This is a genomic window from Sphingomonas profundi, from assembly GCF_009739515.1.
In the GTDB taxonomy this organism is placed as follows: Bacteria; Pseudomonadota; Alphaproteobacteria; order Sphingomonadales; family Sphingomonadaceae; genus Alterirhizorhabdus; species Alterirhizorhabdus profundi.
This window is the reverse complement of the sequence record NZ_CP046535.1, coordinates 3,979,499-4,004,962: the sequence shown is the minus strand read 5'-3', so window position 1 is coordinate 4,004,962 and position 25,464 is coordinate 3,979,499. Positions and strand designations below refer to the sequence as shown.

The following is a 25,464-nucleotide window of genomic DNA, read 5'->3' as shown; positions in this document are numbered from 1 at the left end:
TCGGGCGGGAGGGGTCAGTTCAGCGTCGCCAGGAACCGCCGCGTCGCATCCGCCACCGCCTTCGCCCGCGCGCCGGGATCGGGAAAGGCGTCGCGCAGCGCTTTGGAGCGGAGCTCGATGCTCAGCGGCACCCTGTCCGGCAGCGCCCGCATCACCGCCGCCAGCGGCAGCGCGCCTTCGCCGGTCTGCAGCCGCTCGTCCACCGCCTCGCGGATGATGCCGTCGAAGTCGTGTGGGTCCGGCCCGATCGCCACCGCGTCGCACATCTGCGCGTAGGGCAGCAGGTGGCGCGGCACCGCGGCGACATCCTCCGGGCTGCCGCCGGAGCGCGAGAGGTGGATCGGATCGACGAGCAGCGCCGCCGCCGGATCGCCGGCGGCGGCGATCACCGCCAGCGCCTGATCGATCGTCTTCACATCGGTGAACATGCCGAATTCCAGCGCGATCCGCATGCCGCGCTCGCCGCCATGGGCGCACAGCCGGGCAAACTTCGCGGCCGTGGCGCCTTGATCGGGATCGGAGCTGACGACCAGCACGTTGGCCGCGCCCATCTCCGCCCCGATATCGATGATGCGCAGATGATCGGGGTCCAGCGGCCCCGGCTTGATCCACACCACCTCGACGTCCAGCAGCGGCAGCCCGGCGTCGGCGAGCCGCGCCTTCGCCGCCCGCGTGGTGGCGTCCGTCCAGTCGGCCGGCTCGATCCACAGGCCGACGGCATCGAAGCCGCCGGCCACCGCCGCGTCGATCGTCTCGATCGGCCCGAATTCCGGCACCACCCCGGACGCGAGCGAGATCGCGTGGCCGCCTGCGCCGCCTGTGCCTGCGGCCGTCACGCGGCGGCGCGTTGCGCGGCGGCGGCGATCGCCTCGGCGGTTTCCTCGCGGGTGGGGTTGCGGCGCAGGGTGAGGCCGCCGTTCACCTGCAGATTCTCGCCCGTCATGAAACATTCGTCGGATGCGAGGAACACGGCGGCGGCGGCGATATCCTCGGAAGTGCCGATCCGGCCCAGCGGATAGCCCTTGAGGAAGCTCTCCGTCAGCCCCGGCACGGCCATGTGGCCCGACGTCATCGGCGATTCCGTCAGCCCCGGCGAGATCGAGTTGGCGCGGATGCCGTTCATGCCGAACTCGTGCGCCACCACGCGGATGATGTGATCGGTGCCCGCCTTGGCGCCCATGTAGGCGGCATGATCGTTCAGCATGATCTTGGCGGTGGCGGACGAGATCTGGATGATCGATCCGCCGCGCCCGCCGGCCTTGTCGTCCATCGCCGCGATCATCGCCTGCATGAACAGGAACGGCCCCTTGAACTGGAGCGCGCTCATCTCGTCGAACTCGGCCTCGGTCGTCTCCTGAAAGCCCTTCAGCAGCCCCCAGCCGGTCGCGTTGAGGCCGATGTCGAGGAAGCCGAACGTCGTCTTCGCCAGATCGGCGGCGGCCACCAGATCGGCCTTGCTCGTCACGTCCACCCGGGCGGCCACGCCGCCGATCTCATCGGCGATGCGCTCCAGCTCGTCCATGCGGCGGCCGGCGACCACCACCTTCGCGCCCTCGGCGGTGAAGCGGCGGGCGATGGTCTGCCCCATATTGTCCTTGCCGGCCGCACCGATGACGAGCGCGACCTTGCCTTCCAGACGTCCTGCCACGTTCAATGCCCCACCGCGTCGTTGAGAAGCTCGTGGAAGCGCTGGATGCGCTTCTCCTGACCGGAGATCACGCCGCCGGTGTAGCCGCGCGAATGCAACCCCTGCTGCTGGCCGATGGCGATCGACATGTCCTGATCCGCGACGAAGCCGAGCGACTTCTCGCCGTAGATCACGATCTCCTTCTCGTTGTCGCCGAAGGGGACGGTGCCGACGGGCGTGACCACCTCGTCGCGCCCCTCCACCGGCGGCATCAGATACCAATGCTGGAAGATGCACTTCTCTGGATCGGTCGGGTGCGGCTCCGACCGCAGCACCTGGAAGCCGTCCGGGCTCATCGTCAGGGTCAGGTTCGGCCACAGCGTGTAGTGGTAATAGTCGGTCAGCTGGCTGTCCGTCATCGTGTCGTGATGCTTGAAGCCGCGCTGCCGGCCCAGCTCCCGCTTCTGCTTCTGCAAGGCGAGGCGCGCTTCCTTGGCGCGACCCTTATACTCCTCCGGATCCATCCCCCACTCGGCCAGGATGTCGCTCAGCGGCGCCTCCAGCGCCTCCGGCAGGTCGAGCCGGTTGGACGGCGAGCAGCCCTTCTGCACCATGCGATTGTGGCCGCTCGGATACATTTCGAAGCTGGTGTCGGTGTAATCGTCGTCGATGAAGGTCGCCAGCTCCGGATGCAACGTCGGCAGATGATAGCTCTCGTTGAAATTGTCGCGGATGATCTTCCAGTTGCAGTCGATCACGGCCTCCACGTAGAGGACGCGCTTCATCGTCTCCATCTGGTAGTTCTTCATCTGCTCGGGCAGCGGCGCCAGCCACTCCTCCAGCGGCTTGGCGTTCTGGTCCATATTGTACCAGACGAAGCCGCCCCACACGGCGCAGCGTATCTCGACCAGCTTCACCTTGCCGCACGGATTGCCGCCGGCGAAATCCTCGGCGTCCTGCGCGTGCACCAGCGTGCCGTCGATACCCCACTTCCAGCCGTGGTAGGAGCAGGTGATCGCATCGCCGAAGCCCACCTCGGACCAGACGAGGCGGTTGCCGCGATGCCGGCAGGCGTTGAAGAACGCGCGGACGGAACCGTCCTCCTGGCGGATCATCAGCACCGATTCACGCAGGAAGTTGTGGACCAGATAGTCGCCCGGCTCCTGCAGGTCGTTCATCAGCCCGCCGACGTGCCAGATGCGCGTCCACAGGCCGTTCCACTCCTTCTCCATCCACTCCTTCGAATAGTAGCGGTCGCCGGTTATCGCATCGCCGCGGATCGGCGGGTCATATTCGGCCAGGCGCTTCCCCATGAAGGTTTCGACGGTCATCGATCCGGTCTCCTCTGGCGGCCGCGCCGCCACACTCGTCAGGGCCTGCATGCGTCAGGCATTGCGGCGAACCTTAGCACGGCGCGGCCTGCGCGCCCGATCCGCAAAAGTGAGAGGTTGGAACCGCCCTCAGGCCGGCCAGCGGCGGTGGGTGCTGAAATCCGCTTCGCCGCGCGCGCCCATCGCGTCGGCCGGCACCGCCGCCGATGCGAGGAAGCTGTCGCTCGCCTTGTCGGTGCGCGCCCAGTCGATCAGTTCCTTGCGCCGGGCGATGCGCCAGTCGCCGTCGCGGCACTCGTAGCGATCGATGTAGCGGCCGGCGACGAACAGATCCTTGTCCTCGCCATCCTCGACGATGCGGTGCTGCGCGATGAAGTAGATCTCGCCATGGGCGACGTCACCCTCCACGGTGATGTCCATCTGGCCGGTGAGATGCTGGCTGGACGTGAAGCCGGCCAGTAGCCCCTGCGCGAAATCGACGAACTCGGTATACGGCCCCGCCATGATGCCGCAATCGTCCCACGCGTCGGCGTGGAAGGCGCTGCGCTGCAGATCGGGCAGCAGCCGGTCCTGCCCGCGCATGTAGCGGAAATGGGCCGCCTGGATGTCGCGGCGCGCGCACAGGTCGCGCACCTCCGCCTCTAGGTCGAACGGTTTCACGCCATCGTCTCCCCGTTGTCGATCACGATCTGGGTGCCGGTGATCTGCCGCGATTCATCTGATGCGAGGAACAGGACGAGGTTCGCGACGTCCTCCGGCCTGCCCTGCCCGTGCCCCTGTATCTGGCCGAGGCCGGCGGATTCCGGCGGCAGCAGCGCCAGCGCCGCCGCCGTCATCGGCGTGTCGTGGGCGCCGGGCACCAGCACGTTGCAGCGTATGCCGTAGCCCTGCTCCTGGCAGTGCACCGCGATGCTGCGGCTCATCGCCACGATCGCGCCCTTGGCGGCGCTGTAGGCGACGATCGTCGACACGCCCTTCGTCGCCGCGACCGACGCCATGTTGACGATCGATCCGCCGCCGCCTTGCGCCATCGCCGGGATCGCATGCTTGCAGCCGAGGAACGTGCCCTCGTTCATCACCGCATTGTGCAGCCGGAAATCGACCAGCGAGCATGCCTCCACGCTGGCGAACTTGACCAGGCCGGCATTGTTGACGAGCACGTCCAGCCGGCCGAAGCGGGACAGCGTCTCCGCCACCACCTCGGCCCAGCGCGCCTCGTCCGTCACGTCGTGCGCCAGCGCCACCGCGCCGGGGATGCCGGCGGCGACGGCTTGGACGGCGGCGGCGTTCACGTCGGTGAGCACCACCTGCGCGCCCTCCTCGGCCAGCCGGCGCGCGTCCGCCGCGCCCAGGCCCGATCCCGCGCCCGTGACGATGCACACCTTGCCCGCGACCCGACCCATCCGCCTCTCCTCGTCCGGCCCGCGTGCGCGGAACCGTTGCCGGCACGATGGCGGCGAGCCCGGCGGCTGGCACCTATCCTTTTGCGCGGACGGCCGTTCGGATGCCCCTCCCTGCCGCGCGCGTTTGCGGCTATGGCGTGCGCCCGCCGGCGGCGCCGGCACCGCAGCACCCGCCGGGACGATCATGACCGAAACCTTCCACCGCGCCCTTGCCGATGCCGATCTGGGCGACAACAAGGCCGTGGGCGTCATCCTGAACGGCTGGCCGGTGGCCGTCTGCCGGGCGGACGGCGCGATCTTCGCCGTCGTCGACAAGTGCACCCACGCCAATGCCTTGCTGAGCGATGGGCGGGTGCGCCGCGGCGCCATCATGTGCCCGCTGCACGGCGCCCGCTTCGATCTGGCGGGCGGCGCGTGCATCGGCGGCGCCTATCGCCCGCTCAAGACGTTCGCCCACCGCCTCGCCGACGGATGGATCGAGGTCGCCGTGCCGGACGAGAAGCCGGGCCACGAGCATGAGCCGGTGCGCCGCCCGGGCTGACGCCGTCCGACATAAAGCGGATCCACTGTGGCAGCCCCGCCACGCCTAGCGAATGTCGTAGTGCCATCATCCGAAAGGAGGCTTCTATCCTCCGCCGCGGAACGCCGCCGTTATGCCGATAACGTGCAATCTGGCGCGATGCAGCGGGAGAGATTGATGCCCTTCACCGGCCCTACCGAAGATCGTCTGGCCATACGCGAGCTGCTGGATGCCTATGCCGACGCCGTCGTCCGCAACGATGCGGCCGCGTGGGGAGAGTGCTGGGCGAAGGACGCATATTGGAGCATGCCGGACTATCCGGAGTTCGGCACGCCCACCGGCCGCGAGAACATCGTCGCGACCTGGGTGGAGGCGATGAAGCATTATCCCGGCGTGATCTTCGTCTCCAATCCCGGATCGATCGAGGTGGACGGAGATACCGCCAAGGTCACAGCCTATACTTCGGAAGTCTACAACGACGCCGGCGGCAACGTGAAGCGCGACCGCGGCACCTACGAGGATACCTGCATCCGCGAGGACGGCCGCTGGGTGTTCCAGCGCCGCATCTTCCGCAACATCCACCGGGGCTGAGGCCCCACCATCGATCACACGATAAGCCGCAATAAAGCGGCATCGCCCAGGGAGACAGACCATGAGCATCCACAAGCCGATCCTGCACCGCGGGTCGGCACTCTTCGCCGTTGCCGCCACCCTCTTCTTCACCGCGCAGGCGCAGGCACAGTCCACCGCGCCCGGCACCGAGGCGGCGCCCGTACCGGCCGAAACCGTGCCGGCTTCGCCCGTTGAGGGCGGCGTCGCCCCCGGCCAGAACCAGAGCGCCGTGAACGACACGACCCAGCAGCAGGGCGGCCTGGAGGACATCGTCGTCACCGCCCGCAAGCGCGCGGAAAGCGTGCAGGACGTGCCGGTCGCCGTCACCGCGCTCTCCGAGGTGCAGATCCAGCGGCAGGACCTGACGAGCCTGGAGAAGGTCGCCGCGCGCACGCCGAACTTCTCCGTGGGCCGCGCCTCCAACGGCTCGGGCGCGCAGCTCACCCTGCGCGGCATCGGCTCCTCCTCCACCTCGATCGGCATCGAGCAGTCGGTCGCGGTCGTGGTGGACGGCGTCTATTACGGCCAGGGCCGCATCATCCAGGAAGGCTTCTTCGATCTCGCCCGGCTGGAGATCCTGAAGGGTCCGCAGGCGCTGTTCTTCGGCAAGAACGCCACCGCCGGCGTGGTCTCGATCACCTCCGCCGATCCCACCGACAAGGTCGAGTTCCGCGCGCGCGCCGGCTACGAGTTCCGCTCGCAGCAGGTGCAGGGCGAGTTCGTCGGCTCCGGCCCGCTCACCGACACGCTTGGCCTGCGCGTGGCGGTGCGCGGCTCCAAGATGTTCGACGGCTATTTCAAGAACGTCGCCGATCCGGTCAACTATGCGACGCTCAACATCGTCAACGGCGTGACGACCAATCACGTCGCCCAGCCCGCCGCCCGCAACGAGCCGGGCGAGAAGGAACTGCTCGGCCGCGTCACCCTGAAGTGGGAGCCGACCGACCAGCTCACCGCCACGCTGAAGGCGTCCGGCGACTATAACAAGGTGAACAATTCGTCCTGGAACTATGTGAACTTCAACTGCGAGAACGGCGGTGGCGTAAGCACGCTGAACCCGAAGTACCAGTGCAAGGATCACTTCGTTACCCACCAGAACAAGATCCCGACTGATATCGCCCCCAACTTCCCCTTCGCCAAGGAAGACGGCTCGCTCTACAATCGCTACAAGTCCTATGGCACCACCGGCACGATCAACTACGTGCTGGACGACGTGACCTTCACGTCCGTGACCAACTATAATTGGAACAACAACCAGTGGACCTGCGCCTGCGACTTCCAGTCGAGCAACACCGGCACCTGGGCGACCGAGAACTCGACCTGGCACGCCTTCTCGTCCGAGCTGCGCGCGCTGACCACCTATGACGGGCCGATCAACGTGATGGTCGGCGGCCTCTACCAGAAGACCAAGCGCAAGTTCGAGCAGTACATCATGTTCGCCGGGCTGGAGGACAGCAGCCAGTCCGCGCAGAACCGCTATCTCGCCACCACCAAGAACTCCTCGACCGACGGCGAGACGCTCGCCGCCTTCGGCCAGGTGACGTGGAAACTCGCCGAGACGATCGAGGCCACCGGCGGCGTGCGCTACACGCACGAGACCAAGGACAGCATCTTCGGCCAATATTACAATATTTCCGCGTTGCAGTTCATCTTCCGCGATGCCACCGCCCCGCTCGGCATCGTCACCGCCAACCAGACCTTCAACAACTGGTCGCCGGAAGCGACGATCAGCTGGAAGCCGATGCGCGGCCTGCTGTTCTACGGCGCCTACAAGACCGCTTACAAATCGGGCGGCTTTTCAAACTCCGGCATCAACTCCAGCTTCTCGAACGATCCTTCGGGCGATCTCACCTTCGAACCGGAAAAGGCGAGCGGCTTCGAGCTCGGCGCCAAGACGACGCTGCTGGACAACCAGCTGCGCTTCAACGTCGGCCTCTACACGTTCAAGTATAAGGATCTGCAGGTCGACTTCTTCAACTCGCCGATCTTCGCCTTCCAGACGCTGACGGCCGACGCCCGCACCAAGGGCGTCGAGGTGGAGTTCGAATATGCGCCGCGCTCGATCGACGGCCTGAACCTGCACGGCTCGGTCAACTACAACCGCGCGCGCTACACCAACTTCCCGCTGGCGCCCTGCTATGCGGGCCAGCGCCCGTCCGAGGGGTGCTTCCCGATCAGTGCCACCTCCTTCCGCCAGAATCTGAACGGCGCGCCGCTCGCCAACGCGCCGGAATGGACCGGCACGCTTGGCGCATCGTACGACAAGGTCGTCGGCAACGGCTTCCGCTTCGGCGCGTCGGTGGATGCGCGCTACAACAGCAGCTACATCGCCTCCGGCTTCGGCAACGACGACTCGCGGCAGAACAAATATGTCAACCTCGATGCCAGCATCCGCTTCGGCACCGAGGACGACCGCTACGAGATCGCGCTCATCGGCAAGAACCTCACCAACCGCTTCTACGTGACCGGCGTGGTCGATGGCCCGTCCACCGGCAGCGGCACCGGCACGCTGGCGGGCGTCCACGCCGATCAGCTCGGCTTCGCCACGCTGCCGCGCACGGTTCAGGTGCAGGCGACTTTCCGCTACTGAGGTGATCCTCCGGGCCGCTCTCCCCAAGAGAGCGGCCCTTTTCCTGCCCGGAGAGTATCGATGACCGACGCCGCAGCCCCCGACGCCACCCGCATGGCCGAGATCGTCAGGGAATTGTACGCGCTGACCTCCGTCGGCAACTGGGATGCGGCGGAGGAATATTTCACCGAGGACTTCCGCATCGTCGAGTGCGAGAGCCTGCCCTATGGCGGCCTCTTCACCGGCAAGCAGGCGATGCGGAACCTCTTCCCGCACGTGATGGGCTTCTGGTCCGATCCCGAGGTCGAGCTGGCGGGCGTCTCCGCCGGCGACGGGTTCGCCTACGGCATCGTCACCCTGCACGTCACCTCGCGCAAGACGGGCCGGCGCTACCCGATCGAGATCGCCGAGCGGTTCGAGTTCCGCGGCGAGCAGGTGTGCGAGGTTAAGCCCTATTATTTCGACACGCACCTGATCCACATGGACGCCAAGGGCGAGCCGATCGACGCCTGAGCGAGTCAGCCGCGCGCCACCGCCTCCCGCAGCGACGCCTTGACGAGCTTGCCGTTGGCGTTGCGCGGCAGCGGATCGGCGGACCAGTCGATCGTCTCCGGCACCTTGTAGTCGGCCAGCCGTGCCGCCACGAACGCGCGCACCGCCGCCGCCTTCCCCGGTGGATCGGCGCGGATCACGGCATGCACCCGCTCCCCCAGCACCGGGCAGGGCCGGCCCACCACCGCCGCCTCGATCACGCCCGGAAAGCCCGCGAGCACATCCTCCACCTCGGCCGAGTAGATCTTGAAGCCGCCGCGGTTGATCATGTCCTTCATGCGATCCAGGATGCGCACGTGCCCGCCGGCGTCGATCGCGCCGATGTCTCCCGATCGCCAGTAGCCGCCGACGAAGGATGCGGCATCCGCCTCGGCCCGCTGCCAGTAGCCGGGCACCACCATTGGCCCGGCGATCCACAGTTCGCCGCTCTCGCCCGGCGGCACCTCGCGGCCCGCCTCGTCCATCGCCACGATCTCGCCGCAGCGCACCGCCCGGCCGACGGCGTCCGGCCGCAGCCGGCCCTCGCCCGGCGGCATGATGACGGCGGGCGAGGTCGTCTCGGTGGCGCCGTAGCAGTTCACCAGCCCCAGCCCCGGCCACGCGGCGGCCAGGGCCGCGATCGTCGCCACCGGCATCGGCGCGCCGCCATAGCCGCCGATACGCCACGCCGTCAGGTCGAACCGGTCGATATCGGGCTCGCGCTGGATCAGCGCGTACATGGCCGGCACCATCAGCGTGTGCGTCGCCCGCTCGGCCTCGGCAAGTTCCAGGAAGCGGCGGGCCTGGAAGGCGCGCATCGTCACGATCCGGCCGGCGACCAGCAGCATCGTGGCGACGATCGCGACGAGGCCGGTGACGTGCGAGGCGGGCACCGCCAGCATGCTGCGCTCCCCGTCCGCCAGCCCCATATGCTCGGCATAATGCAGGCAGGAGTGGACGACGTTGCCGTGCGTCAGCACCGCGCCCTTCGGCCGGCCGGTGGTGCCGGAGGTGTAGAGGATGGCGCAGGGCGCATCCTCGTCCACCGCCGGCGCGGCGAAGCCGGAGGTGTCCAGCGCCGCGAAGCGATCGAGCGACAGTGCCGCGCAATCGCCCATGTCCGCCGGCAGCCGGTCTTCCGCCACCTCGTGCAGCAGCAGCCGGGCGCCGCTGTCGCGCAGCATCATCGCGATCTCGGGCGCGGCCAGGCGCAGGCCCAGCGGCACCAGGATGGCGCCAAGCCGCGCCACCGCGAGCATGACCGCGACGAAGCCGACGCCGTTCTCCAGCAGCACCGCCACCCGGTCGCCGGCGACGATGCCGAGGCCCGCCAGCCGCCCCGCATCCGCCTCCACCCGCGCGTCCAGCGCCCGATAGTCGAGCCTTAGCGCGCCGTCGACTATCGCGCAGGCGCCGCCGGCCCGCGCCGCCGCCGCGCGCAGCATAGCGTCCAGATTCGCCGGCCGCTCCGCATAGCAGAGCGTCACGCGGCCATGATGCACCTCGCGCCGCACCGCCGCCGTCATGCCGATCGGCTCCTCAGGCGTTCAGATAGCCGTCCAGCGTGTCGTGGACGTGGCGGATGCGCGATTCTTGATAGCGCGACAGCGTCTGGGCACCCTTCTCGCTGGTGTACATGCCCTCGCGCTGCCAGCGCATGATGTCCGTATCCTGATCGAGCACGCTGGCGAGGAACGGGTCCATCCCGTCCACCGAGGTGAAATGCTCGTCCTCCTTCAGCCGCACGATCTCCGCGACCGGCGGCTCCGATCCGTCGGCCGGCATCGGCCGCAGCACCATCTGGTCGAACAGGCAGCGATCGGGATCGTTGCCAAGCGGGCGGAATAGCTGGATCAGTGGCAGCGCCACGCTGGCGTAGAGGAACAGGTTGGGGAAGATGTTGTACTTGATCGAATCGATCATCTCCGGATCCGAATGGCCCGAATAGTCGCGGCCGTAATCGGCCCGCATCGATTGGCGCAGCTGCGCCGCCATCACCGATCGCGCCGTGCCGCCCTCCGGCACCACCAGTTTCTCGGCTGTCTCGGATCGGATGCGGTCGACCAGCATCGAATCGAGCAGCTCCTGCTGGCTCATGTTGCGGGTAGAGGTGGGGCTCGGGCTCGCCATCGGGCAGAGGTCGCGGCTCACGTGGCGGCTGAAGATATCGTGCTGCATGTTGTGGTCGCCCACCACATGCGTCATCTCCGGATGGGCGATCGGCGTGTGATAGGCTTCCATGAAAGCCTCCTGGCTCAGCTTCCAGTTGCCGGGCAGCTCCTTCTGCACATGGGTGTGGACATACCATCCGGTCATGTCCCACTTCGCCCAGTGATCGGGCACGATCTCCAGATAGTCGGCCAGCGGCGCGGCATCCGGATCCATGTTGACGAAGACGAAGCCGTTCCAGCTCTCCACCTTCACCTGCGGCAGGCGCGTCTCCTCGTCCTGCACGTGCGGAAAGTCCCAGCGGCAGGGGATATTCCGCACCGATCCGTCCAAGTTCCAGTCCCAGCCGTGGAACGGGCACTGGATCGAGGGAGACCAGCCGCTGGTGCCGGAGGGTTTCAGCTTGGTGCCGCGATGCAGGCAGCTGTTCCAATAGGCCTTCAGCCCGTCCTCGGCGCGGGTGATGAGGATCGAGTAGCGGCCGATATCGTAGACGAAATAGTCGCCCGTCTCGGGCAGCTGCTCCAGCCGGCAGGCGAACTGCCACACCTTGCGCCACATCTTGCGCATCTCGAGATCGAAGAAGGCCTGGCTGGTATAGCGCTCGAACGGGATGTCCGCGCTCGCCTGCGGCGGGTTGGACGTGCGCGCCAGCACGTCCGAGACGGCGCCGCCGCCGTGACGCATGATGTCCTGATAGCTCGGCCCTGGGCAGCGGCCGTCGATCGCCTGCAGCGGTGCGTTCATCATCCCTCTCCTTCTCGGGGCCGGCGTGATGTCCGCCGCCGGCCTCAGGTCTTCAGCGGCTTCACCGGTAGCATGTTGGCCGGCGGCGCCTCGTCCGGCACCTCCACCTCGATCCAGTCGTCCGCCGTGCGCACGGCAAAGGTCTTGAGCGGCTGGTAGGGCGCGGCGATGCACTGGCCGGTATCCAGCTTGAACATGGCGCCGTGCAGCGGGCAGACGATCGCGCCGCGCCGGATGCGGCCGGACGCGAGATCGGAGGCGGCGTGCGAGCAGCGGTTGATCACCGCGCGCGGCCCCTCCGGCAGGATCGCGACCAGCACGGGCCAGCCGTTCAGCTCCACGGCGGCGGGCTTGCCCGCCGGCAGGTCGGCCAGCGCGATCGCGCGATGGAAGGTCTCACTCATGCACCGGCACTCGCCATCTTCGGTCCTCTCACGTCGTTGCGGCGCCGTGCTTTCTCGAATTATGATCCATCAGTCATTCCTACGAACGCGGACGGACTGTCAAGATAGCAGGCGCTTGGCGCGGCGACTTCGTCACATCGCGCGCCGGCTGTAAACCAATAATAAGGTGAGCCCGCCGGTCGCGGAAATGGCGCGCGGTCAGGCCACGCGGGCGGCGACCCTGCGCCGCATGGCCGACAAATGTCGGGCGAGAGGATCAGGCCCGCGGGCCGGACGCCTCAGCCGGCCAGCGCCTCGACATAGTCGGCTTCGGTCTTCGCCCGCACCTCGTCGGCGGTGACGCCGTCGGCGAGCTCGATCAGGCGGAACGGGCCGGTCCGGTCGGTCCGCTCGAACACGGCCAGATCGGTGATCAGCAGGTCGACGACGCCAGCCCCGGTCAGCGGCAGGGTGCAGGCCTTGCGGAACTTGGACGATCCGTCCTTGGAGACATGATCCATGATGACGATGATGCGCTTGCACCCGGCCACCAGGTCCATCGCCCCGCCCATCCCCTTCACCATCTTGCCGGGTATCATCCAGTTCGCGATGTCGCCATTCTCGGCCACTTCCATCGCGCCCAGCACGGAGAGGTTCATGTGCCCGCCGCGAATCATCGCGAAGCTGTCGGCGGAGGAGAAGAAGGCGGTGCGCGGCACCTCCGTCACGGTCTGCTTGCCGGCGTTGATCAGGTCCGCGTCCACCTCCGCCTCGGTGGGGAACGGGCCGATGCCGAGCATGCCGTTCTCGCTCTGCAGGGTCACGTCGATGCCGGGTGCGATGTGGTTGGCGACCAGCGTCGGGATGCCGATGCCGAGATTGACGTAGAAGCCGTCGCGCAGTTCGCGCGCGGCGCGGGCGGCCATCTGGTTGCGGTCCATCGGCATCAGGCCGTCCCTTCCTTGCGCACGGTCCGCTGCTCGATCCGCTTCTCGAACGCACCCTCGATCAGCCGCTGCACGTAGACGCCGGGGGTGTGGATCGCCTCCGGGTCCAGCGCTCCCTCCGCCACGATCTCCTCCACCTCGGCCACCGTGACACGGCCGGCGGTGGCGACGGGCGGGTTGAAGTTGCGGCTCGTCTTGCGGAACATCAGGTTGCCGCTGGCATCCGCCTTCCAGGCCTTCACGATCGCCAGGTCGCACACGATCCCGCGCTCCAGGATGTAGGTCTCGCCGTCGAACTCCTTATGCTCCTTGCCTTCGGCCACCTGCGTGCCGACGCCCGTCTTGGTGTAGAAGCCGGGGATGCCGGCGCCGCCGGCGCGCAGCCGCTCGGCCAGGGTGCCCTGCGGGTTGAACTCGATCTCCAGCTCGCCGCCGAGAAACTGGCGCTCGAACTCCTTGTTCTCGCCGACGTAGGAGGAGACCATCTTGGCGATCTGCCGGGTCTCCAGCAGCAGGCCCAGGCCGAAGCCGTCCACCCCGCAATTGTTCGAGACGATCGTCAGCCCCCCGACGCCGCTGTCGCGGATCGCCACGATCAGATTCTCGGGAATGCCGCACAGGCCGAAGCCGCCGGCGGCGATCGTCATGCCATCGAACAGCAGCCCGTCCAGGGCGGCGGCGGCGTCTGGGTAGAGCTTCCTCATGACCTCTCCTTTTGGTGAGGCGGCCGCGTTCGTCAAGACCATCCTGCGTCGCGCCTTTTGACTGTGACTCGTCAGTCACTATACCACCGCGACGGCCAGCGGGCCGGCGGGAGGATGCGGGTGACGGACACCTACGACTACATCATCGCCGGCGGCGGCGCCGCCGGCTGCGTCCTCGCCAACCGGCTCTCGGCCGATCCGCGCAACGCGGTACTGTTGCTGGAGGCGGGACCGAGCGACAAGCATCCGTTCGTCACGATGCCCAAGGGCTTCGGCCGGCTGCTGATGAGCGACCGGCGCACCTGGTATCTGCCCGCCAACCCCGGCCCAACCGGCAAGAACACGCCGGAAACCTGGGTGCGCGGCAAGATGCTCGGCGGCTCCTCCTCGATCAACGGCATGCAGTATCTGCGCGGCCACCCCGAGGATTACGATCATTGGGAGCGCGACCTGGGCCTACCCGGCTGGGGCTGGGCGGACATGGGCCGCATCTTCATGGCGATGGAGGATCACGAGCTCGGCGCCACCGACTTCCGCGGAGTCGGCGGCCCGCTGCACGTGATCGTCAGCCGCAACCGCACGAAGATCGTCGATGCCATGATCGCCGCGGCCGAGCAGATGGGCGTGCCCCATGTCGAGGAGCCGAACCTGCCCGGGCAGGAGGGCAGCGGCTACACCACCGCCACGATCAGGCACGGCCGCCGCCAGAGCGCCGCCGTGGCCTTCCTCGATCCCGTCCGCCACCGCCGCAACCTGACGATCGTCACCGAGGCGCCGGTGGACAAGGTGCGATTCGAGGGCACCCGCGCCGTGGCCGTCGAGACGGTGGAGAAAGGCGTGCGCCGCACGTACCGCGCCGCCCGCGAGATCGTCCTCTCCGCCGGCGCGATCATGTCGCCGGCGATCCTCCACCGCTCGGGCGTGGGGCCGGAGGCGCATCTGCGGGCGATCGGCGTGCCCGTGGTGCGGCACAGCCCCGGCGTGGGCGGCAACATGCGCGAGCATGTGCTGCTGTTCCTCCAGCACCACCTCACCGTCGACTGGAGCCAGAATCGCGAATATTCCGGCTGGCGGCTGGTGCGCAACGGCCTGCGCTACAATCTCCTCCGCACCGGCGTGCTCTCCGGCCCCGGCTACGACTATACCGGCTTCATCCGCACCGATCCGTCGCTCACCCGGCCGGACGTGCAGCTGATCGCCAACCCCCTGTCGATGGACATGGCGGCGTGGGAGGGCTGGACCAAGGGCGTCACCTTCGAAAAGGTGCCCGGCAGCCAGATCTTCGGCTACAACCTGCTGCCGGAAAGCCAGGGCAGCGTGCTCGCCCGATCGTCCGATCCGGCCGAGGTGCCGGAGATCACGCACAATTATCTGAGCCACGAGAAGGATCGCCGCACCAGCGTCGCCATGTTCCGCTGGATGCGCCGCATGTTCGAGCAGCCGGCGATCAAGCCCTATATCAAGCAGGAGATGCTGCCCGGCCCGCAGGTGCAGAGCGACGAGGACATCCTCGCCGCCTTCAACATGCTCGGCGGCCCCGGCTATCACGCCACCGGCACCTGCGCGATGGGCAGCGTGGTGGATGCGCGGCTGCGGGTGGAGGGGGTGGACGGCCTGCGCGTGGCCGATCTCTCCATCTTCCCGACCAACGTCTCCGGCAACACCAACGCCCCCGCCATGGCCGCCGGCTGGCGCGCGGCCGAGCTGATCCTGGACGATCGGCGCTGATCCCGGCCGCTTGGCAGCGGCCGCCGCATCGGGCACATAGATCGCCTTCCGAGGGCAGGCGGAGGGGTGACGGGTGGCGGCAGGTGAGACGACGCGCCTTCTGGCGATACGGGACGTTGCGACGCCGATCCTGCCCACCCCGGTCAGCGACTGGATCTACCGCCTGATCTTCGGCGCGATCGGCTGGCCGTGGCTGCTGTGGAGCCTGCATGGCGGCTCGCGCGCCAGCAAGGCGCGCCTGCTCGCGCGGCTGTCGCTGCCGGACGGGGCGCTGCCGCATCTCGGCAGCTGGAAGGCCGATGCCGGCTTCCTCCACCGCATCGTCGACGCCGTGGAGGAGCTGCGCCCGCGCACGGTGGTGGAACTCGGCGCCGGCGCCTCCACCCTCGTCTGCGCCCGCGCGCTGGAGCTTCATGGCGGCGGCACTTTGGTCAGCTACGATCAGCATGCCGACTTCGTCGTCGCCGCCGCCGACTGGCTGCGCGATCAGGGGGTGGATGCGGATATCCGCCACGCCCCCCTCGCCCGCGCCGTGCCCGGCTGGCCGGCCTACTGGTACGACGTGACCGACCCGCCCGAGCGGATCGACCTGCTGCTGATCGACGGGCCGCCATGGGCGGTCCACCCCTTCATCCGCGGCGCCGCCGAGATGCTGTTCGATCGCCTGAGCCCCGGCGGCATGATCCTGCTCGACGATGCCGCCCGCCCCGGCGAACGGCTGGTCGCCCGCCGCTGGCGGCGGCGCTGGCCCACCATCCGCTTCGCCCGCCTGCCCGGCAGCACCAAGGGCACGCTGATCGGCCGCAAGGCCGCGATCTAGGCGGCGGCCGCAAGGCCGGCACCGGCGCATCGGCCGGGTGGGACAGCAGACCATATGGCACGGACGGGGTTGTTCCCCGGAAGGGGACTTTTAAATGTTTTACATACGAGCGGAGATGGTGCGCCACCCAGTCGGGAGCGAACCTGTCTACGCCAGATTCCCTGATATGAGGGAATTAACTGGGAATTGCGCACGACAACGATGCGTTTGCAGGCCTTATCCGCCCCTAAGCCCCCCAAAACACGCTGCTTTCAGACCGATACCCTATGTCGAAGACCAGGGAAACGTCTTCGCCATTGAGGGACAGCGTTCGCATGAGATGTGACCCGATGCGTACGTTTGCCCTGACGTGATCCCGTCTTTTGTCTAACCTCGTCCAGACACCCATCGATGTCGTTGCGCATGAGTGCTGGTGAAGCAATGGCCTTGGATAGCCGTTCCGCGATCGTGCGCGGATGGCCGACAGAGCGCCCTCTCACGGTGAAAACACGGGTTCGGGTCCCTTAGGGGTCACCATGTGTGCGGCTTGATCGCGCTCATCCCTGATCTGAAGCGGAGAGCCGTTTCATTCGTGGGGCTTGTATCGACATATGCCTCACGGCCGTCGACTTCCTCCATCAGCCGCTTGAGCAAAGCGGGTCCCAGAGCCCGCAGGCGGCTTTCGGCAGGAGGCGATCTCGCCGCGCGACGGGTCGGAACGGCTCAGAAGCCGACCTGCTTGGTGTAGCCGCCATCGACCACGACGTTGGCGCCGTTGACCCAGCGCGCGCGATCGCTCGCCAGGAAAACGACAACGTCTGCCACCTCGTCGTCGGTGCCCAGGCGCTTGAGCGGATGTTGCGCGCGATCGCGCTCATATTCGACCGGGTGACTGATCTGCACGCTGTCCCAAACGCCGCCGGGGAACTGGATCGGGCCGGGCGACACGCAATTGGCGCGGACGTTCTTCGGTCCCCAGCGCTGGGCCAGTTGCGCGGTAAGGTTGATCGTCGCGGCCTTCATCGCGCCGTAGCTGGGGGAGATGGGCATGTCGTGATGCTCGATCGCGGTGATCGTGGCGATCTGCACGATGGCGCCGCCGCCCGCTTTCTCGAACCACGGCAGGGCCGCATCGTTCATCGCGACGCAGCTCATCAGGTCTACCGCGAAATTGTCGAGCCAGCCCTGCCGGCCCCATTCCAGCTGACCGGAGGCGGTCGCGTTGTTGATGACGATATCGATGCCGCCCAGGGCTTCCGCGGCGACATCAACCCAGGCGGCGACGGCGGCATAGTCGAACGCGTCGGCCGAGTAGCCGTGGACCGGGCCGAGCGGCGAGAGATCGGCCACGGTGGCGTCGATCGCCGCCTGATCCCGCGCGAAGAAGGCGACGCTCGCGCCTTCCTCCAGCAGCCGCCTGGCGCAGGTGCGGCCAATGCCCCTGCTGCCACCGGAGATGATCGCGCGCTTGCCCGCCAGGCCCAAGTCCATCTCGCCGCTCCCGCATCCTCTGCCGGCGTGCGCGACTGCGCGCGCTTGTTGCCGAACGGGTGTTATGACACCATCGTGCGCTTGTTCTGTCAACCGGATGTCGCACATGGCCGAAGCAGATCCCCCGCCCGCCTTCGTCGCCCGCCGCAAGGCGGTGGCCGCTGCCGCCTCCCGGCTTCTCGCGCGCGGCGGACTGGACGGCGTGACGGTGCGGGAAGTGGCAGCGGAGGCGGGCTCCAGCACGCACGTCGTCTCGCATTATTTCGACGGCAAGAGCGAATTGCTGCTCTTCACGCTGCGCGAGGCATCCGGGCGTTCGGTCGAGCGGATGAAGGCGGCGATGAAGGCCGGGCTTGATCTCACCGCATGCCTGGAAACGCTGCTGCCGCTCGACGAGGAGCGGCTGGCGGACGTTCGCATATGGACCTTCTTCTGGGCAGGCGCGCTGAGCGATCCGGCGCTGGAGGCGGAATTGAAGAAGTTCGGCACGGTCTGGCGTCATCTTTTCGCCGGGCTCATAGATCTGCACGGTCATGGCGAGAATGCCGATGCGGACGCGATCGAGATGCTCGCGCAGCGGCTGCAGGCGGTGGTCGCCGGCATCGGCATGTATGGGGTGCTGGGCGCCCTGTCGCCCGGTCGTCAGCGCGCCCTCCTGCATGTCTCGGTCCGCTCGATCCTGCGACCGCCGGCACCCGAAGCGGCAGTGTCGGAAACGCCAGAGGGCGCACTCGCGACGGAGAACAAGCGGCTTCGCCGCTTTCTGGCCGACCTCGTGCTGCGCAACGCCGAACTGGAAGAGCGGCTCGCCGCCGCCGGCGCCGCGCTGGATGTCGACGCTTGACAAAACAAGCGTCGTGACCGAGCGTGACAGTTGATAGCATCGGCGCGGTCAAAGGCCGGCGGTGCGGAAGCCAAATGGTCTTGGAGAGGACTGACGGCGATGAACGATCAGAGCAGATTGGGGACTGGCCGCCCCACCCCCACCTACCAGGACATCATGCGATCCGACGGCGGTCGCATCGCGGACGTGCTGGCGCTCGACGTCAATCCCAAGCAGGCCGGCGGACGGGTTTCGTTCGATCGCTACACCTCGCAAACCTTTTTCGATCGCGAGATGGAGAAGATGTGGGGCAAGGTGTGGCAATTCGCCTGCCGCGACGAGCATGTGCCGGAAATCGGCGACTACTACGTCTACGATATCGGCCGCAGTTCGATCATCGTCGTCCGCACCGCCGATGGACTTCGCGCCTATTACAACAGCTGCCTCCACCGTGGCACCAAGCTGAAGGAATCTGCCAGCAGCGGCTGTTCCGCCGTGATCCAGTGCCCCTATCACGGCTGGACATGGGGGCTGGACGGAACCCTGCTGGACGTGCCCTGCCCATGGGAATTCCCGCATGTCGACACATCGGCGATGCCGCTGCCAAAGGCGCGGGTCGAAAGCTGGAACAGCCTGATCTTCGTCAATCTGTCAGACGAAGGGCCCGGCCTGCACGAATATCTGCAAGTACTGCCAGATCATTTCCACGCCTGGACGTTCGATGACTGGTATGTCGCCGTCCACGCGCAGAAGGAACTGGGCTGCAACTGGAAGGCCGCGCAGGATGCGTTTATCGAGGCCTATCATACCGGCATGGTCCACCCGCAATGCGTCGGCACCTCGGGCGACATAAATTCCCAGCACGACATCTTCTCGGATCATGTCTCCCGCGATCTCGTGGCGCTCGGGGTGCCGAGCCCCAGCCTGCCGGTGCCGCCGAGCGAGCAGGACATCCTGGACCAGATGCTGATGGGCGACAGCGGCATCCTCGACGGCGGCCGGCCAACGCTGGTCGAAGGCGAGACCGCGCGCAGCGTGATGGCGCGCAACATGCGGGCGACGATGGACCGGCTCGGCGTCGACACCAGCGGCGCCACCACCGCCGAGCTGATCGACTCGATCAAATATACCGTCTTCCCGAACCTGTTCATCTTCGCCGGCTTCTCGCTGCGCGTGCTCTACGTCTATCGGCCGCTGGGCATGGATCCGGATCGCTGCACGTTCGACATCCTGTTCATGCGGCCGGTGCCGAAGGATGGCACCCGTCCTGCCCCGGCGGAGCCGGTGCGCGTCACAGAGGGCGAATCCTATGCGGCGGTTCCCGGCATGGACCCCGGCTTTGCCACGCTGTTCGATCAGGACACGCGGATCATGCGGCTGCAGCGCGAGGGCATGCACGCCTCCAAGGTCGGCTACGGCACCTATTCCACCTATCTCGAATCCCGGTTGCGGCACATCCACGATGTGATCGATCGGTATCTCGCGGCGTGAAGCTGCCTCGGTATGGAGACGTCGGATGGAAGGCATGATCCGGCCGCGATTGCTGGCCAGCTATTTTACGATCGCAGGCGATGTCGCGGCGATGGCCCCCAACGCGATCAGCCCGCACACGCTGCGCGAACGGGCCGAGGCTGCGGCCGAGGCCGGCTATGTCGGCATCGGCCTGCTCGGCGACGATCTGTTCGCGCTGCTGGAACGGCACGGCGCCGCCGAGATCCGGCGCACGATCGCGGCCGCCGGCCTGACCCATCTGGAGTTCGAGGTGCTGCTCGACTGGTTCGCCGATGGCGAGCGCCGCGCCGCATCCGATACGATGCGGGCGCGGTTCATGGCGGCGGTCGAGACGCTCGGGGCCTATCAGATCAAACTCGGCGGCGACATCACCGGCGATGTCTGGCCGATCGAGCGGATGATCGAAGGGTTCGCCGGTGTCTGCGCCGATGCCGCGAAGGTGGGCGCGCAGATCGCGCTGGAGATCTTCCCGGCATCGAACGTCCGCGATCTGGAGACGGCACTGGCGATCGTGCAGGGCGCCGGCGCGCGCAACGGCGGGCTGCTGCTCGATACCTGGCACATGCATCGCGGCGGCATTCCGTACGAGAAGGTCGCGCAGGTGCCGGCCGAATATATCAAGCATATCGAGCTGGACGACGCCGCCGAGATGGTCGTCGGAACGATCATGGAGGATACGCTTACCCGCCGCCGCCTGCCGGGCGAGGGCGATCTCGACGTACCCGCGTTCCTCGATGCGATCCGCCGCACCGGCTATGACGGGCTCTACGGCGTCGAGATCCTGTCGGACGAGCAGCGCAGCCGCGCACCGCGCGAGGCGGCGAAGCTCTCCTTCGACGCGACGATGGCCCAGTTCGAGCGGATGAGAGCGCTCGCATGATCGACGAAGCCGAAATCCTGGCGCCGCTCGCCGAGCCCGCCTTCGAGATTCTCGCCACCGGCCATCAATTCTGCGAGGCGGTGCGCGAAGGCGCGGACGGCGCGGTCTACTATAGCGATCTTACCGGCGGCGGCCTGTTCGGCTGGCGCGCGAATAGCGGCACGGAAACGGTGGTGCCCGGCCGCAAGTGGATCGGCGGCTGCGTGCTCAACGCCGACGGACGCCTGATCGTGTCCGGGGCCGATCTCGTCATCGTCGATCCGCGCACTGGTGTAATCACGCCCCTGCTGTCCGAGATCGCCGGCGTGCGCGTGGCCGCGATCAACGATATCGAGGCGGACGCGAGCGGCAATCTCTACGGCGGCACGGTCGATTTCGCGGCGATCCTCGATCGCGGCGAGCCGCCCGCGCCCGGCCTGTTCTTCCGCATGGCGCCCGATGGCGCCGTCGAGGTGATCCGCGAGGGCGTCTCCGTCTCGAACGGCATCGGCTTCAGCCCCGCCGGCGACACCCTCTACCACAGCGAGTGCAACGCCGGCGTCTGGGCGTATGCATATGCGGACGGGCGGCCGCGCGATCCGAGGATGTTCGCCGCCATGGACGATTGCGACGGCCTCGCCGTAGATGCCGAAGGCGGCGTGTGGGTGGCCCGCTGGCGCGAGGGCGAACTGCTGCGCTACCGGCCGGATGCGGTGATCGACCGGCGTATCCGCCTGCCGATGCCCCACATCATCTCGCTCGGCTTCGGCGGTCCGGACCGCGCCGACCTGTTCGTCGCGACCGGCGGGACGGCGCGGAACGGCGACCCCGTCGGCGGCCTCGTCCGCATCCGCAGCGACATTCCGGGTCTGCCGTCGCACACGGCGCGGTTTGCATGATCGAGATCGGCAGCGGCCTTGCCGGCCGTGTCGCGCTGGTGACAGGCGGCACCGCCGGCATAGGCGAGGCCGTCGTCCACCGGCTGGCCGCCGAAGGCATGCGCGTCGTCTTCACCGGCAGCAATGTCGCGGCGGCGGCGGCGGTCACCGATCTGACGGGCGCCGTCTTCCACGCCCACGATGTCGGCGATCACCACGCCTGGGGCGGACTGATGCAGGCGATCGAGGATCGCTTCGGCGCGCTCCACGCGGTCTTCGCCAATGCCGGCATCAATGCCGGCGATGCCGATATCGAGACGGTCGATATCGATGCGTGGGATCGCATCTTCCGTGTCAACTGCACCGGCACGATGCTCGCCTGCCGGCACGGCATCGCGCTCATGCGGAAGACGAAAGGCGACGCACCCGGCGCGATCGTCATCAACTCCTCGGTGACGGGGATGGTCGGCCTGCCGGACGACGTGGCCTATACCGCGACCAAGGGCGCGGTGCGGCTGCTGGCCAAGTCGGTGGCGGTCCACTGCGCCAGGAAAGGGCTGAACATCCGCTGCAACAGCATCCATCCCGGCATCACCGACACGCCGAACATCGAACGCGCCATCGCCGCTTCCGGCGATCCGGAGGGGGCGCACGCCTTCCTCTCCGGTGCCTCGCCGCTCGGGCGGATGGGAAGATCGGACGAGGTAGCCGATCTCGTCGCCTTCCTCCTCTCCGACCGCGCCTCCTACGTCACCGGCGCGGAATATGTTATCGATGGCGGTGCGATCGCCGGCTATCCGGGCGTTTGATGTGCCCTTTCAGGAGACCGTCATGGATTTGAGCGCTGCCGCCGCGACGGCACAGATCGACGAGCCCGTATGGGCGATGCAGATGGGGCCGGAGGATCTGCTCGCCGCCTATCGCCGCATGCGCGCTATCCGCCTGTTCGAGGAGCGGGTGGAGCGCGATTTCGCCGCCGGCAAGATACCCGGCTTCGGCCACGTCTATCTGGGATCGGAAGCGGTAGCGGCCGGCGTGTGCCACGATCTGACGGCGAGCGACTATATCGCCTCCACCCATCGCGGCCACGGCCACTGCATCGCCAAGGGCTGCGATATCAAGGCCATGATGCACGAGATCTTCGGCAAGGCGGAGGGCATCTGCGGCGGCAAGGGCGGATCGATGCACATCGCCGATTTCGATAAGGGCATGCTCGGTGCCAACGCGATCGTCGGCGGATCGCCGCCGATCGTGGTGGGTGCGGCGCTTACACAGAAGATCCGCAAGACTGGCAAGGTCGCGGTCGCCTTCGCCGGCGACGGCGCCTCCAACCAGGGCACCACATTCGAGGCGATGAACCTCGCCGTGGTGCTGAAGGTGCCGGCGATCTTCGTGATCGAAAATAACGGCTTTGGCGAACACACGCCGGCCAGCTACTCGGTCGGCGCGCAGTCAATCGCCGCCCGCGCCGCCGCCTTCGGCATGCCGGCCGAGCAGGTGAACGGCGTCGACTTCTTTACCGTGCGCGAAGCGATGCTGCGCGCGCTGGAACGCGCCCGCTCCGGCGGCGGACCGACCACCTTGGAAATGGACTGTCCGCGCTATCTCGGCCACTATATCGGCGATCCGCAGGCGTACCGCACCAAAGACGAGTTGATCCTCGCGCGCGGCCGCGATCCGCTGCCGCTGTTCCGTGAGAAGGTGACGGGAGCCGGCCTGCTCGACGATACCGCGCTCGACGCGATCGACGCCGAGTTGTCGGCCGAAGTGGAGGAGGCGGCCGATACCGCGCTCGCCGCCGCCTTTCCGGCCGCTTCCGCGCTCACCCGCGACGTCTACGTAAAATATTAAGGATCGCCGATGTCAAGGAAATCTTATCGTCAGGCGATCAACGAGGCGCTCGCCCAAGAGATGCGGCGCGATCCGAACGTCTACCTGATTGGCGAGGATATCGCCGGCGGCATCGGTACGGCGAGCGGCGCCGGTGCGGTCGGCGGCATCTTCGGCCTCACCGCCGGCTTGTATCAGGAGTTCGGCGCGGATCGGGTGATCGATACGCCGATCAGCGAGAGCGCGATCATCGGGGCGGCCTCCGGCAGCGCGATCACCGGCATGCGCCCCGTTGCCGAACTGATGTTCGTCGATTTCGTCGGCGTGTGCATGGATCAGATCTTCAACCAGGCGGCCAAGTTTCGCTATATGTTCGGCGGCAAGGCGCGCTGCCCGATGGTGATCCGCGCGCCGATCGGCGGCGGCCTGCGCGCCGGGGCCCAGCACAGCGCCACGCTGCACCCGCTGTTCACGATGTTTCCCGGTCTCAAGGTGGTCATGCCGGCCAATCCCTATGACGCCAAGGGGCTGCTGATCGAGGCGATCCGGGATGACGATCCGGTGATCTATCTCGAACATAAGCTGCTCTACGACATGGAGGGCGAGGTGCCGGACGAGCCCTATCGCCTGCCCTTCGGCGAGGCCGAGGTGGCGCGGGACGGCGACGATCTGACGATCGTGGCGTTCAGTGCTATGGTGCCGCGCGCGCTTGCCGCCGCCGAGCTGCTGGCGAAGGACGGCATCGACTGCGAGGTGATCGATCCGCGCACCACCTCCCCGCTGGACGAGGACACGATCCTGGAAAGCGTCGAGAAGACCGGCCGGCTGGTCGTGGTCGACGAGAGCCCGCCGCGCTGCTCGATGGCCTCGGACATCGCCGGCATGGTCGCCCAGAAGGGCTTCCGCTTCCTCAGGAGCCCGATCGAGCAGGTCACCTGCCCGCACACTCCCTCGCCTTTCTCGCCCTCGCTGGAAGACGCCTACCTGCCGAGCGTCGACCGGATCGTAGCGGCGGCGCGGGGGCTCCGCGCCTATGCCTGAGACGACCGCCGTCGAGGGTCTGATCGCCCGGGCCGCGATCGCCGAGGCGCTCTACCTCTACGCCCGCGGCTGGGACCGGCGCGACGAGGCGCTGCTGCGCGCCGCCTTCCATCCCGATGCGACGACCCTGATCGGTGACGCCGAACACGCGACCCACCCGATGATCGGCGAGTGGCTGGCGCTGCTGGCGCCCGTGCCGGCGATGACCCATCTGATCCACAACATCCTGATCGATCTGGAGCCGGCCGGCGATTGCGCCCGCTGCGAGAGCCACTTCGTCGCCCATCATCGCCGCCCGGGCGTCGATAGTTCGCCCGACAGCGATTGGTTCGTCAAGGGCCGCTATCTCGATCGCTTCGAGCGGCGGGCGGATGGCGCGTGGCGGATCGCCCGCCGCATCCAGATTGTCGAGCTCGATCACGCGTTTCCCGCCACCGGGCCAACCGACGATCGCGCGGAGGATGAGGCCGTGATCGCCTTCTATGCGGGGCTGAACGCGTCGCGCTGAGCCGCGTTTGCAGGTCTTATCCGCCCCTAAGCCTCCCAAAAGACGCTGCTTCAGACCGAATCCCTATGTCGAAGACCAGGGAAACGTCTCCACCATTGGCGGACAGCGTTCGCACGAGATGTGACCCGATGCGTACATTTGCCCTAACGTGACCCCGTCTTTGTGCAGCCGCGCTCAAAGATCGACCGCGTCGCGCATGAGCGCTGGTGAAGCAATGCGTCGAGTTAGCCGTTTCTGCTGTGCGTGTCTTTCCTCTGGCAACTGCATACGTTTCGCGTCGAAGGCTCCGGACCGCTGAAATTGGCTTTCCATGCATAGTAAACTGCGCTCGAATTTCCCTGCTTGCGGCACAGCTCCATCACCACGGCGCCCGCCTCGGCCCTCTTCAAGATACCGATGATACTCTTCTGAAATCTGCTTCCGCTCCAGCCCGCCCGTCCTTCGAAGGGTCG

26 protein-coding genes are annotated in these 25,464 nt (G+C 67.4%); 14 read left to right on the top strand and 12 right to left on the bottom strand.

Features of this window, described 5'->3' with window-relative positions:
- Positions 1-14: 14 nt before the first annotated feature.
- From GNT64_RS18945 to GNT64_RS18925, 5 genes are all read right to left on the bottom strand, one after another.
- Complete coding sequence (locus GNT64_RS18945) at positions 15-836, bottom strand: sugar phosphate isomerase/epimerase family protein (RefSeq protein WP_156680930.1); 822 nt, start codon at positions 834-836, stop codon at positions 15-17.
- Positions 833-1,648: an SDR family NAD(P)-dependent oxidoreductase gene (locus tag GNT64_RS18940; RefSeq protein ID WP_156680929.1), complete on the bottom strand. Its 816-nt coding sequence runs from the start codon at positions 1,646-1,648 to the stop codon at positions 833-835. Before GNT64_RS18940 ends, GNT64_RS18945 begins: the two co-directional genes overlap by 4 nt.
- 2 nt (positions 1,649-1,650) lie before the next feature.
- Positions 1,651-2,958: an aromatic ring-hydroxylating oxygenase subunit alpha gene (locus GNT64_RS18935; RefSeq protein WP_156680928.1), complete on the bottom strand. Its 1,308-nt coding sequence runs from the start codon at positions 2,956-2,958 to the stop codon at positions 1,651-1,653.
- A gap of 129 nt (positions 2,959-3,087) precedes the next feature.
- Positions 3,088-3,618 (bottom strand): nuclear transport factor 2 family protein, encoded by a 531-nt coding sequence (locus tag GNT64_RS18930; RefSeq protein WP_156680927.1) that lies wholly within the window; start codon positions 3,616-3,618, stop codon positions 3,088-3,090.
- The gene (locus GNT64_RS18925) at positions 3,615-4,361 is read right to left on the bottom strand and encodes an SDR family oxidoreductase (RefSeq protein ID WP_156680926.1); all 747 of its coding nucleotides are present in this window, start codon (positions 4,359-4,361) and stop codon (positions 3,615-3,617) included. The genes GNT64_RS18930 and GNT64_RS18925 overlap by 4 nt, the downstream gene beginning before the upstream one ends.
- A gap of 184 nt (positions 4,362-4,545) precedes the next feature.
- On the opposite strand from GNT64_RS18925, the gene GNT64_RS18920 reads away from it, so the two are divergent.
- The 4 genes from GNT64_RS18920 (at position 4,546) to GNT64_RS18905 (ending at position 8,575) form a co-directional block, all read left to right on the top strand.
- Positions 4,546-4,902 carry a Rieske (2Fe-2S) protein gene (locus GNT64_RS18920; protein WP_156680925.1) on the top strand — a complete coding sequence of 119 codons (357 nt, stop codon included), beginning with the start codon at positions 4,546-4,548 and terminating at the stop codon, positions 4,900-4,902.
- A gap of 156 nt (positions 4,903-5,058) precedes the next feature.
- A complete protein-coding gene (locus tag GNT64_RS18915) occupies positions 5,059-5,472 on the top strand; it encodes a nuclear transport factor 2 family protein (protein WP_156680924.1) in 414 nt (137 codons plus the stop codon).
- A gap of 61 nt (positions 5,473-5,533) precedes the next feature.
- Entirely contained in the window at positions 5,534-8,083 is a 2,550-nt protein-coding gene (locus tag GNT64_RS18910) for a TonB-dependent receptor (protein ID WP_156680923.1), read from the top strand.
- Positions 8,084-8,143: 60 nt separating this feature from the next.
- Entirely contained in the window at positions 8,144-8,575 is a 432-nt protein-coding gene (locus GNT64_RS18905; protein ID WP_156680922.1) for a nuclear transport factor 2 family protein, read from the top strand.
- 5 nt (positions 8,576-8,580) lie between these two features.
- Here the strand turns inward: GNT64_RS18905 and GNT64_RS18900 are convergent, their stop codons facing one another.
- From GNT64_RS18900 to GNT64_RS18880, 5 genes are all read right to left on the bottom strand, one after another.
- Positions 8,581-10,119 (bottom strand): class I adenylate-forming enzyme family protein, encoded by a 1,539-nt coding sequence (locus tag GNT64_RS18900; protein ID WP_156680921.1) that lies wholly within the window; start codon positions 10,117-10,119, stop codon positions 8,581-8,583.
- Between the two features lie 13 nt (positions 10,120-10,132).
- On the bottom strand, positions 10,133-11,509 hold the full coding sequence (locus tag GNT64_RS18895; protein WP_156680920.1) for an aromatic ring-hydroxylating oxygenase subunit alpha: 1,377 nt from the start codon (positions 11,507-11,509) through the stop codon (positions 10,133-10,135).
- 44 nt (positions 11,510-11,553) lie between these two features.
- Positions 11,554-11,913, bottom strand: coding sequence for a Rieske (2Fe-2S) protein (locus tag GNT64_RS18890; protein WP_156680919.1), 360 nt, complete (start codon positions 11,911-11,913; stop codon positions 11,554-11,556).
- A 278-nt stretch (positions 11,914-12,191) separates the two neighbouring features.
- Positions 12,192-12,839, bottom strand: coding sequence for a 3-oxoacid CoA-transferase subunit B (locus GNT64_RS18885; RefSeq protein ID WP_156680918.1), 648 nt, complete (start codon positions 12,837-12,839; stop codon positions 12,192-12,194).
- Complete coding sequence (locus GNT64_RS18880) at positions 12,839-13,543, bottom strand: CoA transferase subunit A (RefSeq protein ID WP_156680917.1); 705 nt, start codon at positions 13,541-13,543, stop codon at positions 12,839-12,841. Before GNT64_RS18880 ends, GNT64_RS18885 begins: the two co-directional genes overlap by 1 nt.
- A gap of 120 nt (positions 13,544-13,663) precedes the next feature.
- Here GNT64_RS18880 and GNT64_RS18875 point away from each other — a divergent pair, with 120 nt between their 5' ends.
- Positions 13,664-15,271, top strand: coding sequence for a GMC family oxidoreductase (locus tag GNT64_RS18875; RefSeq protein ID WP_231639098.1), 1,608 nt, complete (start codon positions 13,664-13,666; stop codon positions 15,269-15,271).
- Positions 15,272-15,344: 73 nt separating this feature from the next.
- Positions 15,345-16,091, top strand: a complete 747-nt coding sequence (locus tag GNT64_RS18870; RefSeq protein ID WP_156680915.1) for a class I SAM-dependent methyltransferase — start codon at positions 15,345-15,347, stop codon at positions 16,089-16,091.
- Between the two features lie 702 nt (positions 16,092-16,793).
- On the opposite strand, the gene GNT64_RS18865 is transcribed toward GNT64_RS18870, so the two are convergent.
- Positions 16,794-17,561: an SDR family NAD(P)-dependent oxidoreductase gene (locus tag GNT64_RS18865; RefSeq protein ID WP_156680914.1), complete on the bottom strand. Its 768-nt coding sequence runs from the start codon at positions 17,559-17,561 to the stop codon at positions 16,794-16,796.
- Positions 17,562-17,715: 154 nt separating this feature from the next.
- Here GNT64_RS18865 and GNT64_RS18860 point away from each other — a divergent pair, with 154 nt between their 5' ends.
- The 8 genes from GNT64_RS18860 to GNT64_RS18825 all read left to right on the top strand — a co-directional run bounded on the left by GNT64_RS18860 (position 17,716) and on the right by GNT64_RS18825 (position 25,012).
- Positions 17,716-18,405, top strand: a complete 690-nt coding sequence (locus GNT64_RS18860; RefSeq protein ID WP_231639097.1) for a TetR family transcriptional regulator C-terminal domain-containing protein — start codon at positions 17,716-17,718, stop codon at positions 18,403-18,405.
- Positions 18,406-18,504: 99 nt separating this feature from the next.
- Entirely contained in the window at positions 18,505-19,875 is a 1,371-nt protein-coding gene (locus GNT64_RS18855) for an aromatic ring-hydroxylating oxygenase subunit alpha (RefSeq protein ID WP_156680912.1), read from the top strand.
- 25 nt (positions 19,876-19,900) lie between these two features.
- Positions 19,901-20,776 (top strand): sugar phosphate isomerase/epimerase family protein, encoded by an 876-nt coding sequence (locus GNT64_RS18850; RefSeq protein WP_156680911.1) that lies wholly within the window; start codon positions 19,901-19,903, stop codon positions 20,774-20,776.
- A complete protein-coding gene (locus GNT64_RS18845) occupies positions 20,773-21,654 on the top strand; it encodes an SMP-30/gluconolactonase/LRE family protein (RefSeq protein WP_156680910.1) in 882 nt (293 codons plus the stop codon). The genes GNT64_RS18850 and GNT64_RS18845 overlap by 4 nt, the downstream gene beginning before the upstream one ends.
- Entirely contained in the window at positions 21,651-22,442 is a 792-nt protein-coding gene (locus GNT64_RS18840; protein WP_156680909.1) for an SDR family NAD(P)-dependent oxidoreductase, read from the top strand. The genes GNT64_RS18845 and GNT64_RS18840 overlap by 4 nt, the downstream gene beginning before the upstream one ends.
- A 22-nt stretch (positions 22,443-22,464) precedes the next feature.
- A complete protein-coding gene (locus GNT64_RS18835; RefSeq protein WP_231639096.1) occupies positions 22,465-23,484 on the top strand; it encodes a thiamine pyrophosphate-dependent dehydrogenase E1 component subunit alpha in 1,020 nt (339 codons plus the stop codon).
- 9 nt (positions 23,485-23,493) lie between these two features.
- Complete coding sequence (locus tag GNT64_RS18830; protein ID WP_156680908.1) at positions 23,494-24,504, top strand: alpha-ketoacid dehydrogenase subunit beta; 1,011 nt, start codon at positions 23,494-23,496, stop codon at positions 24,502-24,504.
- Positions 24,497-25,012 carry a nuclear transport factor 2 family protein gene (locus GNT64_RS18825; protein WP_156680907.1) on the top strand — a complete coding sequence of 172 codons (516 nt, stop codon included), beginning with the start codon at positions 24,497-24,499 and terminating at the stop codon, positions 25,010-25,012. Before GNT64_RS18830 ends, GNT64_RS18825 begins: the two co-directional genes overlap by 8 nt.
- Positions 25,013-25,236: 224 nt before the next feature.
- On the opposite strand, the gene GNT64_RS22340 is transcribed toward GNT64_RS18825, so the two are convergent.
- Positions 25,237-25,404 carry a transposase gene (locus GNT64_RS22340; protein WP_422396642.1) on the bottom strand — a complete coding sequence of 56 codons (168 nt, stop codon included), beginning with the start codon at positions 25,402-25,404 and terminating at the stop codon, positions 25,237-25,239.
- Between the last annotated feature and the right edge of the window lie 60 nt (positions 25,405-25,464).